The sequence below is a fragment of the Tessaracoccus lubricantis genome, assembly GCF_039544535.1.
Lineage (GTDB): Bacteria > Actinomycetota > Actinomycetes > Propionibacteriales > Propionibacteriaceae > Arachnia > Arachnia lubricantis.
The window spans coordinates 52,527-67,067 of record NZ_BAABLV010000038.1; the positions used below are offsets into that span (position 1 = coordinate 52,527).

Below are 14,541 nucleotides of genomic sequence, written 5' to 3' on the forward strand. Positions count from 1 at the left end.
CCGGAGGCGGGCAGAGTGCGCCCGCAGGGGCCCACTCTACCGCAGGCCCCGTCTCAGACGGCGCCGAAACCGACTGCGCGCACGGAGGCGCTGCCGATGTCCAGGTAGCCCACCCGCGCTGCGGGAATCACGACGCGGCGACCCTTCTCGTCGGTCAACTCGAACAGGCCGGAGTTGTCCACGGCCTCCCTGAGTGCCTGGACGACCTCGTCTGACGAGGAAATGGTCTCGATGCTGACTTCGCGGGCGACGTCGGTGATGCCGATCTTGACTTCCATGCCGCCAACTCTAGCCGTGGCGCAAAGCGTGGCGCGTCACTGTTCGACGCGCGCGACCACGACCGTGACGTTGTCCTTGCCGCCCTGCTCGTTGGCCCACGCGACGAGCGCCTCCGCCAGGGCGGCGGGGCTGGGGCTACGGCTCACCTGCGCGCTGAACAGTGCCGACATGTCCTCGGGGGAACTCGCGTAGTTCCACAGCCCGTCCGTGCAGAGGAGGAGCCAGCCGTTGGCGCGGGGCTGGAGCGTCAGCACCGACGGCGTGACGTTGGTGGCCTGGCGGCCCAGCCACTTGGTGATCGCGTGCGCCTGGTTGGACTGTTCGGCATCGTCGCGCGACATGCCCAGCATCATGCGCGCCTGCGCCATGGAGTCGTCGACGGACAGCAGCTCGGTGGAGCCGTCGTCGCAGAACCAGTAGGCGCGCGAGTCACCCACGTTGCCGACGGCGATCACGCCCGGCTGGATGGCTGCGGCGATCAGGGTGCAGGCCGACGGGTCCTCGGAGGCGGCCAGCACCTCGTCGTTGGCGGCGGCGAAGGCCTGGACGAAGGCGACGTTGGCAGGCGTCCCGGCGCCGAGCGCCTGGATGAGGGTCTCGACGGCGGTCTCCGTGGCCACCAACGAGGCAAGCTCCGAGCCGTGGGCGGTGGTCACCCCGTCGGCGATCGCCAGCACGGCCTCCGCACGGGGGTCGGACCGCACGGCCAGGCACATCGCGTCCTGGTTGGTGCGGTGACGCCTGCCCGTGTCGCTGCAGCCCGCCACCCAGGGGGCGGGCTCGCGCAGGTAGTGCGCGCGCTCTGAACGGGGCAGCGGGGTCGACTCGTCCGTCATGGAGTCCATCCTGTCAGTCGAGCGGTCCGGGCAGGGCCGGGCTCTGGGGGGTGGGCAGGGTGGCCTGCCACAGGTCGCCTAGATTCTGCACCCGCTCGAGCATGGCCGTGGGATGCGTCCGAACCGGCGTGTCAGCGCGCAGGGCAGCCACCTCCTCCCAGGTGAGGGGCGTGGCCACCGACGGCGTGTCGAGGCCGCGCACCGAATAGGCGGTCACGGTGTTGCGCGCCGCGAGGTTCTGGGCGAAGTCGACGAAGATGAGGCCGGCGCGGGCGTTCTTGGCCATCGTCGCGACGAAGCGTTTCGGGTGCGCGCGGGCCAGGTGTCGCGCGAGGGACTGGGCGAAGGCGTAGACCTGCGACGCGGGCGTGGGCGAGATGGGCACCGTCAGCTGCAGTCCCTTGTTCCCCGAGCTCTTCGGGTGCGCCTCCAACCCGAGTTCGGCGAGGGTCGTGGCGGCGATGATCGCGCCCTTGGCGGAGTCCTCGGGCGTGATGCCGGGGCCCGGGTCGAGGTCGACCACCAAGGACGTGGCGAGCGGCTCGTCCTCGCCGTCGAGCACGATGCCGTCCTCGTGTGCGGTGGCCTCGGTGGTGCGCCACTGGGGGGTGTGCAGCTCGATCGAGGCGAAGTTCGCCAGCCAGGCGAGATCAGCCCGCTGCGTGACGCTCACGTAGCTCACCGTCCCGGCGCTGGTTGCCACGTCGACGGTGCGCACGAACTCTGGCGTGCCCGGGGGTGCGTTCTTCTCGTAGAACGAGTCCCCGGTCACTCCCTCGGGGAACCGGACTCGGGTGAGCGCGCGGTCGCGCAGGTGTGGGAGCAGCACCTCGGAGATCTCCACGTAGTAGTTGATCAACTCGCCCTTGGTGAAGCCGCTGGGGAAGAGTGGCTTGTCGAGGCTGCTCAGGTTCAGCGTCAGACCGTCGATCTCAGTGGTGATCCGCTCATTCATCGTGGGCCTCCTCGCCACAGCATGACACGCGTCCGCTGTGAAATTGTCGCAGCAGGATGGTTCCATGGTGCCCATGAGTTTCCGCGTCGTGCCACCCCGTCAGGTCGTGATGCCGGTGCTCACCGTCGAGCAGGAGGGGTTGGCCGCACCGGCGGCGGGGGTCACGGTGGTGCTGGGCGGCCCCGGCTCCGGCAAGACCACGCTGGTCGCAGAGGCGGCCGCCGCGCGGGTGAAGGCCGGGTCCCCGTTGGAACGCCTCATCGTGCTGGCACACTCGCGCGCCGCCGCCCAGACCCTGCGCCGCGACATCACCCGCCGGCTGGACAGGGCGCAGACCGAGGCGCACGTGACCACCATCCACGGCCTGTCGCTCGGCCTGCTGCGCCGGTTCTGGCCGCACGAGGACAGCCCGTGGCGCCTGCTCCGCGCGCCGGAACAGGAGGCGCGCATCCGCGAGCTCCTGGAGGGGATGGGGCCCGAGGCGTGGCCCGAGGAGTTCAGGGCCGCCGTCGGCACGCGGGCGTTCGCGCGCCAACTGCGCGAGGTGCTGGCCCGTGCGCGGCAGCTCTCCCTGGATCCGGAGGCAATCGCCGGGATGGCGGCGATGGAGGGCGATGCACTCTTCCGCGCCGCAGCCGCCTTCATCGAGGAGTACCTCACGGTGGCAGACTTCGCCGGCACGCTCGACTACGCCGAGCTCGTCTACCGCACGCGGCTGTTGCTGACGGAGCAGTCGGTGGCGGGGGGTGTTGCCGCCTCGTTCGACGCCGTGCTGGTCGACGATGCCCACGAGTCGGACCATGCGCAGGTGGGGCTGGTGGGAGACCTGGCGCGGCTCGGCCTGCCCGTCCTGGCAGTGGGGGACCCGCATTCCCGGATCGGCGGGTACCGCGGTGCCAGCCCCACGGCCATGGCAGACCTCGCCGCGTTGGCCGGGGCCCGGCAGGCGCACCTCACCCGGGGCTTCCGCAGCCGGTCGGTGCTGGCCGAGTCGCTGGAGACCCTCCGCCAACGCCTCGACCAGCGGCACGCCAGCCCCGCGCCCCGTCCCGAGCGGGCGGGCGGCACGGTCACCGCCACCGTCTACGACGACCATTCCGCAGAGCTGGCGCACGTGTCCGCCCAGCTGCGTGCGGCGGCCACCCAGGACGGCCTTTCCTGGGCGGACCTCGTGGTGGTCACCCGGGCGGGTCGGGCGCAGCTCAGCGCCGTCGCGAAGGAGCTCGTGCGCCTCGGCGTGCCCGTCGATGTCTCCGGCGATGAGATCGCGCTGGCGGAACAGCCGGCCGTCGCCGTGGTCCTGCTGGGGCTGCGCGTCTGCGCCGACGGTGGCGCCCCGGAGGCGGACGAGGCGCGCCTGCTGTTGTCGTCCCAGCTGTGCGGTCTGGACGGAGTGGGCCAGCGCCGGCTGGGCCGGGCCCTCCTGGCCCGCCACCGCACGGAGGGCACCTCCGCAGCGCTGCTCGGCAGGTCCCTGTCAGAGCCCGGTCTGCTGGCAGACCTCGACCTTCCCGAGGCGGCCCAGGCACGGGCCCTGGCCACCCTCCTCGAAGAGGGCACCACGCTGGTGGAGCGGGGAGCCGAGGTGCAGGAGGTGTTGTGGCTCCTCTGGTCCGGCACCGGGTGGCCGGAGGAACTGCGCGAACGCGCCCTGCGCGGCTCCCGGCGGGCAGACGCAGACCTGGACGCGATGGTCGAACTCTTCGAGCAGGCCGCCCGTGCGGACGAGCTCCGCGGCGCGGCGGGCGCACGCACCTTCCTCGCCGAGCTCTCCGGTCAGGAGATCCCCGCGGACACGGGCCGCGAGCTCGACATCAGCGGCCGGGGCGTGCGCGTCGTGACGGCCCACCGCACGCGCGGCCTGGAGTGGGAGCGGGTCTGGGTCATCGGGGTGCAGGAGGGCCTTTGGCCCCGGCTCACCCGGGCCGGGCTGCTCGTCGACGCCGACAGGCTCGGCCCCCACGGCCTCGCCGCACCCGGTCAGGGGTCGCACCTGCTGCCGGAGCGGCAGCTGTTCCACGTCGCGTGCAGCCGGGCGCGTTCCGGGCTGCACGTGTCGGCGGTGCAGGGGGTCGACGGCGAGGGCGGCCGCCCGTCGCGGTTCCTCGCCGAGTTGGGCGTCGAGGTGCAGCGGGTGGTCGGCCGCCCCACGCAACTGCTGTCCTCTGCGGCCCTCGTCGGTGAACTGCGACGCGTCCTGGTGGACGAGGCCGCGTCCCCCGGCCTACGGCGGGCTGCGGCACTGCGCCTGGCGTCGATGGCAACGGTCCAGAACCCGGACGGCGCCGCAGCGTTCCCGGGGGCTTCCCCCGGCACCTGGTGGGGCATGCGCGAGGCCAGCGGGCCGTCCCGCCAGCAGCGGGGGCCCATCCACCTCAACGGTTCCTCGCTGGCGCTGCTGCTCGACTGCCCCCGCATGTGGTTCCTGTCCCGCCGGGCCCAGGCGGACCGGGTCCGGCAGTCGCGCGCCTCGGTGGGTGACGTGGTGCACGTCGTGGCCAAGCAGGCCGCCACAGAGGGGCTGGACGCTGCGGAGATGCACGCCCGTCTGGAAGACGTCTGGGAGAAGATCCCGTTCGAGACCGAATGGCTCTCTGCCACGGAGCGCTCGGAGATCTTCGCCGCGGTGGAACGCTTCGCCAACTACCAGGACACCAATCCCCACGACCTCCTCGCGGTCGAGAAGGACTTCGAGGTCGACCTCGAGGTGGCCGGCGAGCGCGTGGTGCTGCGCGGCACCGTCGACAGGCTCGAGCGCACCGCCGACGGGCGCCTGCGGGTGGTGGACCTGAAGACGGGACGCAAGGTGCTGCGTCCGCAGGACGTCGTGGACAACGCCCAGCTGGGCGTGTACCAGTTGGCCGCCAGCCTCGGCGCCTTCAAGGACGTGGCCGCAGACGCCGTAGGCGTGGCACCGCCCGCGCTGATGTTCCTGCGCGGGGGAGAGACCCTCCCCTCGGTGGTCGAACAGCCGTCCATCGACGACGCGCCGGCCATCAAGGACGAGGAACTCGCCGTCGGCCCCACCTGGGTGCACGACCGCATCGCCAGCGCGGTCGAGATCCTGCGCAGCGGCCGGTTCGAGGCCGTGGAATGCAGCGCCTGCCGCTACTGTCCGTTCTCCGCGTCGTGCCCGACGCAGGGGGCACCCGGGAAGGCCGGACGCCGATGACCATCACCCCCATCCGCAGCAAGCTGTTCACGGACCCGCAACAACTGTGCGACGCCCTGGGCATCCCGTTCTCGGACGAGCAGTTGGCCTGCATCACCGCGCCGCTCGAACCGGCGGTGATCATCGCCGGCGCGGGAAGCGGCAAGACCACGGTGATGGCCGCGCGCGTCGTCTGGCTCGTCGGCACCGGCCAGGTACGGCCGGAGCAGGTGCTCGGCCTCACCTTCACCCGGAAGGCGGCAGCGGAGCTCGCCGGCCGGGTGGCCGACGCGCTCGAACGGGCGGGCGTGCTGACGGGTCTCGACGGTGAGGGCGCAGAGCTGGTGATGACCTACGACTCGTTCGCCGCGCGCCTGGTGAGCGAGTTCGGCCTTCGGATCGGCATCGACAGGGACCCGGTGATGATCACCGGCGCCAGCCGGTTCAGGCTGGCCACCCGCGTGGTGGCCGACGCCCCGGGGCCGTTCCAGAGCATCAGCAGGCTCAGCCATCACTCCATCCCCGAGCGGGTGCTGGCGCTGGACGCGGAGATGGCCTCCCACCTGGTGACGCCAGAGCAGATCCTGGCCCAGGCCAGCCACGCGGACCAGCAGTTCCGCCTGGCCCCGCTGTTCCGCGGGAAGGTCATGCGCGATGTGGCGAAGGCATTGGACGCCAGCGGCGAGCGGCGCGAGTTGCTGTCGTTGGTGAGCCGCTATCAGGAGCTGAAGCGGCGCCTCGGCGTGGTGGAGTTCGCAGACCAGCTGCGCGAGGCCGTCAGGCTGGTCACCCAGGTGCCGGACGTGGGCCGCGAGCTGCGGCACCGGTTCCGGGTGGTGCTGCTGGACGAATACCAGGACACCTCATCGGCGCAGGCCGAACTGCTGCGCCGCCTCTTCACGGGGCCGGTGGCCTCCGACGCGATGGGCTTCCCCGTCACGGCCGTCGGTGACCCCTACCAGGCCATCTACGGCTGGCGCGGCGCCGCCTCCGGCAACATCCTCGAGTTCCCGCACCAGTTCCGCCGCTCCGACGGCGCACCCGCCGAGCGACAGACGCTGAGCATCAACCGGCGTAGCGGCCACCGCATCCTCGAGGTGGGCAACCTCCTCGCGGCCGGCCTGCATGCCGCGCCCGGCGAGGAGGGCGTCTCCCTGGTCGCACCCGAGGGTGCACCAGCCGGTGCGGTGGCGGCTGCCATGTTCGACACGTTCCGGGAGGAGGTGGACTGGCTGACGGAGACCGTGATCTCGCAGCACGAGGCGGGCACCCGGTGGAAGGACCAGGCCGTGCTGGTGCGGCGCAACGCTGCGCTGGCACCCATCTTCGAGGCGCTGCGTGACCGCGACGTGCCGGTGGAGATCGTCGGTCTGGGCGGCCTCCTCGGCTTGGCTGAGGTGGCACCCATCGTCGCCACGCTGCGGGTGCTCGACGACGTGACCGCCAACCCTGAGGTGGCCACGCTGCTCACCGGCCCCAGGTGGAACCTCGGCCTCGCGGACATGGAGGCGCTCGGGGCACGCGCCCGCGAACTGGCCAGGGAGTCAGGCTCGGACCTCCCGGAAGACGACGACCTGGTCAAGGCCGTGACGCAGGCAGACCCCGGAGAGGTGGTGTGCCTCCTGGACGCCGTGGCAGACCCGGGCGAGGCCCCGCTCAGCACGGAGGCGAGGCAGCGCCTCGCCCGTTTCCACGGGGAGATCACCGCGCTGCGCAGGCATGTGTCTGAGCCGGTCGCAGACCTGGTGACGCGGGTCATCGCCACTCTCGGCCTCGAGGCCGAACTGCTGGCCACCGGGGGCGACACGAGCCAGGTGGCCAGGTTCGTGGCTGAGGTGGCCAGCTACGTGGACGTCGACGGCGACGGCAGCCTCACCGGCCTGATCGCCTACCTCGACGCGGAGTCGGAGCACGGTGAGGGGCTCATGCAGGCGGTGCCCAGCGAGGACGACTCGGTCAAGTTGATGACGGTGCACCGGGCCAAGGGCCTCGAATGGGACACCGTCTACCTGCCCAGCCTCGTCGACAAGGTCTTCCCCTCCGAGTCCCGGTCAGGGGTCTGGCCGCAGCGCGCCGACGTGCTCCCCGCGCCCCTGCGGGGTGACGCCTCGTCCATCCCGCAGCTCGGGGAGCACACGAAGAAGGGCATCGACGCCTACCGGGAGGCGTTGAAGGACGAACACCGCCTGTCGGAGGACAGGCTCGCCTACGTGGCGGCCACGCGGGCCAAGCGGGTCCTGCTGGCTTCGGCACACCTCTGGACCCCGGGCAACGTCAAGCCGCGCGCAGAGTCCTCGTACTTCAGCGTCATCCGCGAGTTGTGCGAGGCTTCGGGGACCTACCTCGACAACGCCACGCGTACGTCGGAGACCAATCCCATCCCCGCGGAGCCGGGGCGCGCGGCATGGCCCGTGGAACTCGACGGCGTGGCCCTCGCACAGCGGGCCGCTGCAGCGGAGCTGATCGACCACGCGGCGCGGTTGGGTCGTGCTCCCCAGGCCGCGCGTGACGCCTGGGTCTGGGAATCGGGAGTGGTGGGTTCTGAGGACGAGGCCCGCATCGCGGGGTGGGACGAGAGCATCCGCCACCTGACTGAGCTGGCACAGCGCCGGGGGGACAGAGCGGTGGCGCTGCCCGACGGGCTCTCCGCGACGGCACTGATGGCGCTCCGAACTGACCAGAGCGCCTTCGCGGCCGGCCTGCTGCGCAGGATGCCCCGCCGTCCGTCCACCGCGGCCCGGGTGGGCACGCGGTTCCACGAGTGGCTCCAGGAGCGCTTCCTGCTGCCCGCATCGCTGGACGAACTGGAGGCGCAACCGGCCGCGGCAACGGAGGAACTCGCCCGACTGATCCAGGCCTTCGAGGCGGGCCAGTTCGCCCAGCGCACGCCCATCGGCGTCGAGGTGCCCTTCCTCATGCGCCGCGGCCCGCACGTTCTGCGCGGGCGGATCGACGCCGTCTACGCTTGGCGCCGCGACGGGATGGAGTACCTCGTCGTCGACTGGAAGACCTCGAACCAGAAGGCCGACCCCCTTCAGTTGGCGGTGTACCGCCAGGCCTGGGCGGAAGCCCGCGGTGTCGATCCGTCCTCGGTGGGGGCGGCGTTCTACCATGTCAGCACAGATCACCTGAGGTTCGTGGAGGCCCCCGTCGGCCTCATCGACGAGGCGCTGGAGGTGGCACACGGATGAGGAACTGGCTGGAGCGGTCCCCGCTCGACAGGCTCCCCACCGGCCGCGCCGAGGAGGCGTTGGCCGCGCTGTGGCGGGGGGCCGTCGTCGTCGAGGTGGATGGGGACGGGGCGATCGCATCGCAGCAGGGCAGGCCCAGGCCGCTGGAGTCGCCGGGGGACAGGCAACCGGCCGACGTCCTGCTGGGCACCGTCGACGGCGTGGCGTGGTTCGCCCGTGGCGTCGATGTCGTCTCGGGCGAGTCCATGAGTTGGCGCGACACGAACCCGGATTCGCTGGACCCGTTGGCGACCGGTGTCGCGCTCACGCGGTGGCACGCGAGCCAGCCACCGTGCGAGGTGTGCGGCTCGGCCACCAGGCCGGACCTGGCCGGCTCCCGCCGGATCTGCGTGGGCTGCGGGAACCTGCAGTTCCCCCGCATCGACCCCTGCGTGATCGTAGCCGTCACGGACCCCGACGACAGGCTCCTGTTGGCACGGCAGCGGCAGTGGGCCAAGGGCCGGGTCTCCGTCATCGCGGGCTTCATCGAGGCCGGGGAGTCGGTGGAGCAGGCCGTGCACCGCGAGGTGTTCGAGGAGGTGGGCGCCCGGGTCACGTCGCTGAGCTACGTGGGGTCAGAGCCGTGGCCCATGCCGCGCTCGCTGATGCTGGGCTTCGAGGCCCGGGCGGAGGACGACGAGATAAGCGTCGACGGCGACGAGATCTCCGAAGGCGCGTATTACACCCGGTCTGATCTCGCCGCCGCCTTGGGTGCGGGTGAGGTGATCCTCCCTGCAGGGGCCTCGATCGCGCGGGCCCTCATCCAGCGCTGGCTCAGTTCTGGTTGAGCTTGCTGGTTTCGTCCTGGATCCGGCTGGCCACCTCGAGGAGCTTCTCTCGGTGGGCGGCCGCGTGGTGGGCGCAGAACAGCAACTCACCGCCGGAACGAAGGAATACACGCAGGTAGGCCTGGGCACCGCAGCGATCGCAGCGATCGACAGCGGTCAGTGTGGGATCCGTCACGAGTTCGGTCATCTTGGCCTCCTGTCCTTATGGTTCTTCACCATCTCATGTATCAACGTACCGGGCAGCCGGAATGTTCCCTCGGCGGCGCGCCAGCGTTTCGCGGGCGGGGACGTCGGCGCCCAAGGGTACCCTGTCTGGGTGCAGAACCCGAAGAGCCAGCAACTGTCCCGTGACTACGAGGCGAAGAACCTCCTCGTCCTCGAGGGCCTCGAGGCCGTGCGCAAGCGCCCGGCCATGTACATCGGCTCCACGGACACCCGCGGTCTCATGCACTGCCTCTGGGAGATCATCGACAACTCGGTCGACGAGGCGCTGGCCGGTTTCGGCAGCGAGATCGAGGTGGCCCTGGGCGCCGACGGCTCGGTCAGTGTGCATGACCACGCCCGCGGCGTCCCTGTCGACAAGGAGCCCCGCACCGGCCTCAGCGGCGTCGAAGTGGTCTTCACCAAGTTGCACGCCGGCGGCAAGTTCGGCAACTCGTCGTACACGGCCACCGGCGGCCTGCACGGCGTGGGCGCCTCCGTCGTCAACGCGCTGTCCTCGCGGCTCGACGTCGAGGTGGACCGCGACGGCGCCACGTGGGAGATGAGCTTCCGCCGCGGCGTGCCCGGGGTGTTCGACGGCGAGGGCCCCAACGCGGACTTCACGCCCCAGAGTGGGCTGCGCAAGGGCAAGCGGGTCGCCAAGGGCAAGACCGGCACCCGGGTCCGCTACTGGCCCGACCGCCAGATCTTCCTGGCAGACGCTGAGCTCTCCATCCGCCACCTCCACGACCGGGCCCGCCAGACGTCGTTCCTGGTGCCCGGGTTGAAGATCGAGGTGACAGACGCCCGCCACGGCGAAGCCGCGGTGGAGACCTTCCTGCACGTGGGCGGCATCACCGAGTTCGCCGACTTCCTGGCGCCCGACGCTCCGCTCACCGAGATCATCCGCCTTCAGGGCACCGATTCCTTCGTCGAGACCGTGCCGATGCTCGACGACAAGGGCGCGATGACGCCCACCGACGTGGAGCGTGACCTCGACGTCGACATCGCCGTTCGCTGGGGGACCGGCTACGACACGGTGCTCAAGTCCTTCGTCAACATCATCGCCACGCCGAAGGGCGGTACACACGTGCAGGGCTTCGAACGTGGCCTCACCCGCGCATTGGTGAAGTCCTACGAGGGCACCCGCGGCCTGCTCAAGGCCGGCGAGGAGGTCGTCAAGGACGACTGCATCGAGGGGCTCACCGCCGTCGTGACGGTGCGCTTGGCCGAGCCGCAGTTCGAGGGCCAGACCAAGGAGGTGCTGGGCACTCCTGCGGTCAACCGTCTGGTGGCCCGCGTCGTCGAGTCGGAGATGGGCAAGTTCCTCACGGCGCCGAAGACGCGTCAGGTGGCGAGAACGCTCCAGGAGAAGGTCGTCGCGGCAGCGCGCACCCGGGTCCAGGCCCGCGCGCACCGCGAGACGCAGCGGCGCAAGAACGCGCTGGAGTCGTCGACGTTGCCGCCGAAGCTCAAGGACTGCCGCTCCACCGGCGTCGACAGCACCGAGCTGTTCATCGTGGAGGGCGACTCCGCGCTCGGCACGGCCAACGTGGCGCGCAATTCCGAGTTCCAGGCGCTGCTGCCCATCCGGGGCAAGATCCTCAACGTGCAGAAGGCCTCCATCGGCGACATGCTCAAGAACGCCGAATGCGCCTCGATCATCCAGGTGGTGGGCGCCGGTTCCGGCCGCTCCTTCGATGTGGATTCGGCCCGCTACGGCAAGGTCATCTTCATGGCGGACGCGGATTCCGACGGCGCCCACATCCGCTGCCTGCTCGCCACGCTCTTCTTCCGCTACATGCGCCCCCTCGTGGAGGCCGGCCGCGTGTTCTCAGCCGTTCCGCCCCTGCACCGGTTCGAGCTGATCAACCCCAAGAAGGGCTACGACAAGTACATCTACACGTACTCAGATGCCGAGTACCAGCGCAAGTCGCTCGAACTCACCAAGCGGGGACAGAAGTTCAAGGAGCCGCAGCGCTACAAGGGCCTGGGCGAAATGGACGCGGACCAGCTGGCAGACACCACGATGAGCCCGAAGCACCGGATGCTGCGCAGGCTCACCGTCGACGATGCGGAAGCGGCTGAGCGCGTCTTCGAGGTCCTCATGGGCAACGAAGTGGCCCCCCGTAAGGAGTTCATCATCGAGGGTGCTTACGCGCTCGAAGCGGATCGCATCGACGCCTGACGCTGGTCCCCGCCCCCTGGGCCATCGTCAGTCAGCGACGAGGACGACCGAGAGGTGGCGCGGGCCGTGGACGCCCTCGACCCGGCTCAACTCGATGTCGCTCGTCGCGGAACCGCCGCTCAACCACGTGACCGGGCGACGGTCGCGGATCGCCGGAGCCAGCCGGGCGATGCCCTCGGGAACGTCGCTGACCACCTGGTACTCGTGCACCACGCAGATGTGGCGGTCCGGAAGCAGTGTCAGGGCGCGGCGGCCCTGACCCTCGCTGTGGTCGAGGGCGATCGTGCCCGAATCCGCCATGCCGACCGCCGCCGTCGTCACCACCGCGTCGATGGCGTTCAGCTCGGCGTGCGTCAACTGCGGGTCGTCGCGGTGCAGCGCGAAGCCGGCATGTCGGAGCGCCGTGACCCACGGTTCGGGGAACCCCGCCGGCACCACGATGCTCTTCGTGTCCAACGACTCCAGGGCTTCGACGATCATCGCCGCCGCCCCGTCGGGGGCGCAGCGGCGGACCGCGGCCTTGTAGTCCTCGACCTTCTCGACGAAGTCCGCGATCACGTCCTTGGTGCCCAGGGGGCGGCCGTAGGTCCAGTCCACGGGCACGTCGATCAGCGGATCCGTCTCGGTGACGTCCTTGGTGGCTCGGCGGATGCGTTGAAGCACCTCTTCACGTGCGCTCATTCTGCGTCTCCTTCGTGTTCGTCCTTCCACCACTGGCGGAAGGTCTGCGTGGGTGGGGCTTCGACGTCGCGGGCCTGCAGCCAGCGCGAGGCCAGTGGAATGGGCATGGGGCCGAGCCACTTGCCGCGGAAAATGCGGCCGGCGAAGCGGCTGCCGAGTTGGACCGACGCCAGGTTCCGGCCGTCCTTCATCACCCAGCCGGCGCCCTTCATCAGCAGTTGCTCACCGGTGGGGTGCTTGGCCGTCTTGTGTTCGACGGCCTTGTGGCGCAGGTGCACCAGGATGTCGGTGAACGGGATCCGCACCGGGCAGACCTCGTTGCAGGCGCCGCACAGCGTCGAGGCGAACGGCAGCGCGCGAGTGTTCGCGTCGTCCATGCCGCGCAGCTGCGGGCCGAGGATGGCGCCGATGGGGCCGGGGTACGGCGACCCGTAGGCGTGGCCACCCACCCGCTCGTACACGGGGCAGATGTTGAGGCAGGCGGAGCAGCGGATGCAGCGCAGAGCAGCGCGGCCCTCGGGATCGGCCAGGACATCGGTGCGCCCGTTGTCGAGCAGCACCACGTGGAGGTCCTGCGGTCCTTCGCCGGGCGTCACACCCGTCCACATCGAGGTGTACGGGTTCATGCGCTCGCCGGTGGACGAGCGGGGGAGCAACTTGAGGAACACCTCGAGGTCCTCCAGCGTCGGGAGCACCTTCTCGATGCCGACGACGGAGACCAGCGTCTCGGGGAGGGTCAGGCACATGCGGCCGTTGCCCTCGGATTCGACGATGACGAGGGTGCCGGTGTCGGCCACGATGAAGTTGCCGCCGGAGACCGCCATCTTCGCCCGCAGGAACTTCTCGCGCAGGTGAAGGCGGGCGGCCTCGGCGAGTTCGGCCGGGTCGTCGGAGATCGGCTCGGGGGCGGGTCTCCCGTAGCGGCCCATCTCCTCCTTGAAGATCTCGCGCACCTCGGATCGGTTGCGGTGGATGGCGGGCACGAGAATGTGGCTGGGCAGGTCATGGCCCAACTGCACGATGAGTTCGGCCAGGTCCGTCTCCCAGGCTGCGATGCCCTCTGCCTCCAGGTGCTCGTTGAGATCGATCTCCTGGGTGACCATCGACTTGATCTTGACCACCTCGTCGACGCCCTTGGCCTTGGCGATGTCCGTGACGATGCGGTTGGCGTCAGCTGCGTCACGTGCCCAGTGCACGGTGATGCCGGCTGCTGTCATGGCCTCCTCGGCCTGCAGGAGATAGCGCTCGAGGTGGCGTGCCACGCGGTCCTTGATCTGGGCCGCCGCGGTGCGTAGCTCCTCCCATTCGGGTACCTCCGAGGCGCGGACGATGCGCTTGGCCCGGATGGTCGACGTCGCGTGGGTGAGGTTCTTGCGTTGCTCCGCGTTCTGCAGGCTCGCCTTCGCTGCCTGCGGGAACTCGGGGATGCCCAGCCACGAGCCGGGCTCAGGGGTGCGGCGGTTCATCGCGCGTCCTCCTCGGTGGCGGCCAGGATCTCGGCCAGATGGATGGTCCTGACGCCGGAGCGGCCGCGGTGCAGCACGCCACCGATGTTCATCAGGCACGCGTGGTCACCGGCCACCAGGTACTCGGCGCCGGTGGTGCGCACATGGCGGGCCTTGTCGGAGGCCATGGCGATGGACACGTCAGGGTTCTTGACAGAGAAGGTGCCGCCGAAGCCGCAGCACTCCTCGGCCTTCGGCAGGTCGATCAGGTCGATGCCGCGCACGTCCCTCAACAGCCTCAGGGGGCGGTCGCCCACCTTGGTGATCCGCACCGAGTGGCAGGTGGGGTGGTAGGTCACGCGGTGCGGGAAGTAGGCGCCCACGTCGGTGACGCCGAGCACGTCGACGATGAACTCGCTCAACTCGTAGGTGCGGGCCGCAGCCGCCGTCGCGTCGCGTTCGAGGCCGGCGTCGCCGGCGTGGCGGGCGAGCATCGGGTGCTGCTCCCGCACGGAACCGACGCAGGAACCCGAGGGGGCGACGATGTAGTCGTAGTCCCCGAACGAGCGCACGTAATTGCGCACGGTGGGCACCGCCTCGTCCCAGTAGCCGGTGTTGGTCATGATCTGCCCGCAGCAGGTCTGGCGTTCCGGGTACGAGACTCGGCAACCGAGGCGCTCGAGGAGTCGCACTGTGGCGATGGGCACCGACGGCTTCATGGTGTCGGTGATGCACGTAGCGAACAACGCGACGTGGGGGTTGACGTTCATGGCAGTGGCCTTTCGGG

The 14,541-nt window shown here is 70.4% G+C and carries 11 protein-coding genes; 4 read left to right on the top strand and 7 right to left on the bottom strand.

Going from position 1 to position 14,541, the window contains the following annotated elements; genetic code table 11:
• Positions 1-53: 53 nt before the first annotated feature.
• From ABEA30_RS13295 to ligD, 3 genes are read right to left on the bottom strand one after another with little or no spacing between them, the layout of a single operon-like run.
• Positions 54-278, bottom strand: a complete 225-nt coding sequence (locus ABEA30_RS13295; RefSeq protein WP_345583636.1) for a DUF3107 domain-containing protein — start codon at positions 276-278, stop codon at positions 54-56.
• Between the two features lie 36 nt (positions 279-314).
• On the bottom strand, positions 315-1,115 hold the full coding sequence (locus ABEA30_RS13300; RefSeq protein WP_345583638.1) for a PP2C family protein-serine/threonine phosphatase: 801 nt from the start codon (positions 1,113-1,115) through the stop codon (positions 315-317).
• Positions 1,116-1,128: 13 nt separating this feature from the next.
• Positions 1,129-2,070, bottom strand: coding sequence for a non-homologous end-joining DNA ligase (gene ligD, locus ABEA30_RS13305; RefSeq protein ID WP_345583640.1), 942 nt, complete (start codon positions 2,068-2,070; stop codon positions 1,129-1,131).
• Between the two features lie 64 nt (positions 2,071-2,134).
• On the opposite strand from ligD, the gene ABEA30_RS13310 reads away from it, so the two are divergent.
• Genes ABEA30_RS13310 through nudC form a run of 3 tightly spaced genes read left to right on the top strand, consistent with a single transcriptional unit; the run spans position 2,135 to position 9,239 of the window.
• Positions 2,135-5,242, top strand: a complete 3,108-nt coding sequence (locus ABEA30_RS13310) for an ATP-dependent helicase (RefSeq protein WP_345583642.1) — start codon at positions 2,135-2,137, stop codon at positions 5,240-5,242.
• On the top strand, positions 5,239-8,412 hold the full coding sequence (locus tag ABEA30_RS13315) for an ATP-dependent DNA helicase (RefSeq protein WP_345583644.1): 3,174 nt from the start codon (positions 5,239-5,241) through the stop codon (positions 8,410-8,412). The genes ABEA30_RS13310 and ABEA30_RS13315 overlap by 4 nt, the downstream gene beginning before the upstream one ends.
• Positions 8,409-9,239, top strand: a complete 831-nt coding sequence (nudC, locus tag ABEA30_RS13320) for an NAD(+) diphosphatase (RefSeq protein ID WP_345583646.1) — start codon at positions 8,409-8,411, stop codon at positions 9,237-9,239. Before ABEA30_RS13315 ends, nudC begins: the two co-directional genes overlap by 4 nt.
• Here nudC and ABEA30_RS13325 read toward each other — a convergent pair.
• On the bottom strand, positions 9,226-9,426 hold the full coding sequence (locus tag ABEA30_RS13325) for a DUF7455 domain-containing protein (RefSeq protein WP_345583648.1): 201 nt from the start codon (positions 9,424-9,426) through the stop codon (positions 9,226-9,228). The genes nudC and ABEA30_RS13325 overlap by 14 nt on opposite strands.
• A 129-nt stretch (positions 9,427-9,555) precedes the next feature.
• Here ABEA30_RS13325 and ABEA30_RS13330 point away from each other — a divergent pair, with 129 nt between their 5' ends.
• Positions 9,556-11,628 (top strand): DNA gyrase/topoisomerase IV subunit B, encoded by a 2,073-nt coding sequence (locus tag ABEA30_RS13330; protein WP_345583650.1) that lies wholly within the window; start codon positions 9,556-9,558, stop codon positions 11,626-11,628.
• Between the two features lie 27 nt (positions 11,629-11,655).
• Here ABEA30_RS13330 and ABEA30_RS13335 read toward each other — a convergent pair whose 3' ends face one another.
• Genes ABEA30_RS13335 through ABEA30_RS13345 form a run of 3 tightly spaced genes read right to left on the bottom strand, consistent with a single transcriptional unit; the run spans position 11,656 to position 14,524 of the window.
• Entirely contained in the window at positions 11,656-12,309 is a 654-nt protein-coding gene (locus tag ABEA30_RS13335; protein ID WP_345583652.1) for a LutC/YkgG family protein, read from the bottom strand.
• Complete coding sequence (locus ABEA30_RS13340; protein WP_182763429.1) at positions 12,306-13,775, bottom strand: LutB/LldF family L-lactate oxidation iron-sulfur protein; 1,470 nt, start codon at positions 13,773-13,775, stop codon at positions 12,306-12,308. Before ABEA30_RS13340 ends, ABEA30_RS13335 begins: the two co-directional genes overlap by 4 nt.
• Positions 13,772-14,524, bottom strand: coding sequence for a (Fe-S)-binding protein (locus tag ABEA30_RS13345; RefSeq protein ID WP_345583658.1), 753 nt, complete (start codon positions 14,522-14,524; stop codon positions 13,772-13,774). The genes ABEA30_RS13340 and ABEA30_RS13345 overlap by 4 nt, the downstream gene beginning before the upstream one ends.
• Positions 14,525-14,541 lie beyond the last annotated feature (17 nt).

Excerpts from the sequence above, each read along its gene's own strand:
- ligD (WP_345583640.1), bottom strand. The coding sequence starts at position 2,070 with ATGAATGAGCGGATCACCACTGAGATCGACGGTCTGACGCTGAACCTG.
- ABEA30_RS13335 (WP_345583652.1), bottom strand. The coding sequence starts at position 12,309 with ATGAGCGCACGTGAAGAGGTGCTTCAACGCATCCGCCGAGCCACCAAG.
- ABEA30_RS13315 (WP_345583644.1), top strand. The coding sequence starts at position 5,239 with ATGACCATCACCCCCATCCGCAGCAAGCTGTTCACGGACCCGCAACAA.
- ABEA30_RS13300 (WP_345583638.1), bottom strand. The coding sequence starts at position 1,115 with ATGACGGACGAGTCGACCCCGCTGCCCCGTTCAGAGCGCGCGCACTAC.
- ABEA30_RS13310 (WP_345583642.1), top strand. The coding sequence starts at position 2,135 with ATGGTGCCCATGAGTTTCCGCGTCGTGCCACCCCGTCAGGTCGTGATG.
- ABEA30_RS13295 (WP_345583636.1), bottom strand. The coding sequence starts at position 278 with ATGGAAGTCAAGATCGGCATCACCGACGTCGCCCGCGAAGTCAGCATC.
- nudC (WP_345583646.1), top strand. The coding sequence starts at position 8,409 with ATGAGGAACTGGCTGGAGCGGTCCCCGCTCGACAGGCTCCCCACCGGC.
- ABEA30_RS13325 (WP_345583648.1), bottom strand. The coding sequence starts at position 9,426 with ATGACCGAACTCGTGACGGATCCCACACTGACCGCTGTCGATCGCTGC.
- ABEA30_RS13340 (WP_182763429.1), bottom strand. The coding sequence starts at position 13,775 with ATGAACCGCCGCACCCCTGAGCCCGGCTCGTGGCTGGGCATCCCCGAG.
- ABEA30_RS13345 (WP_345583658.1), bottom strand. The coding sequence starts at position 14,524 with ATGAACGTCAACCCCCACGTCGCGTTGTTCGCTACGTGCATCACCGAC.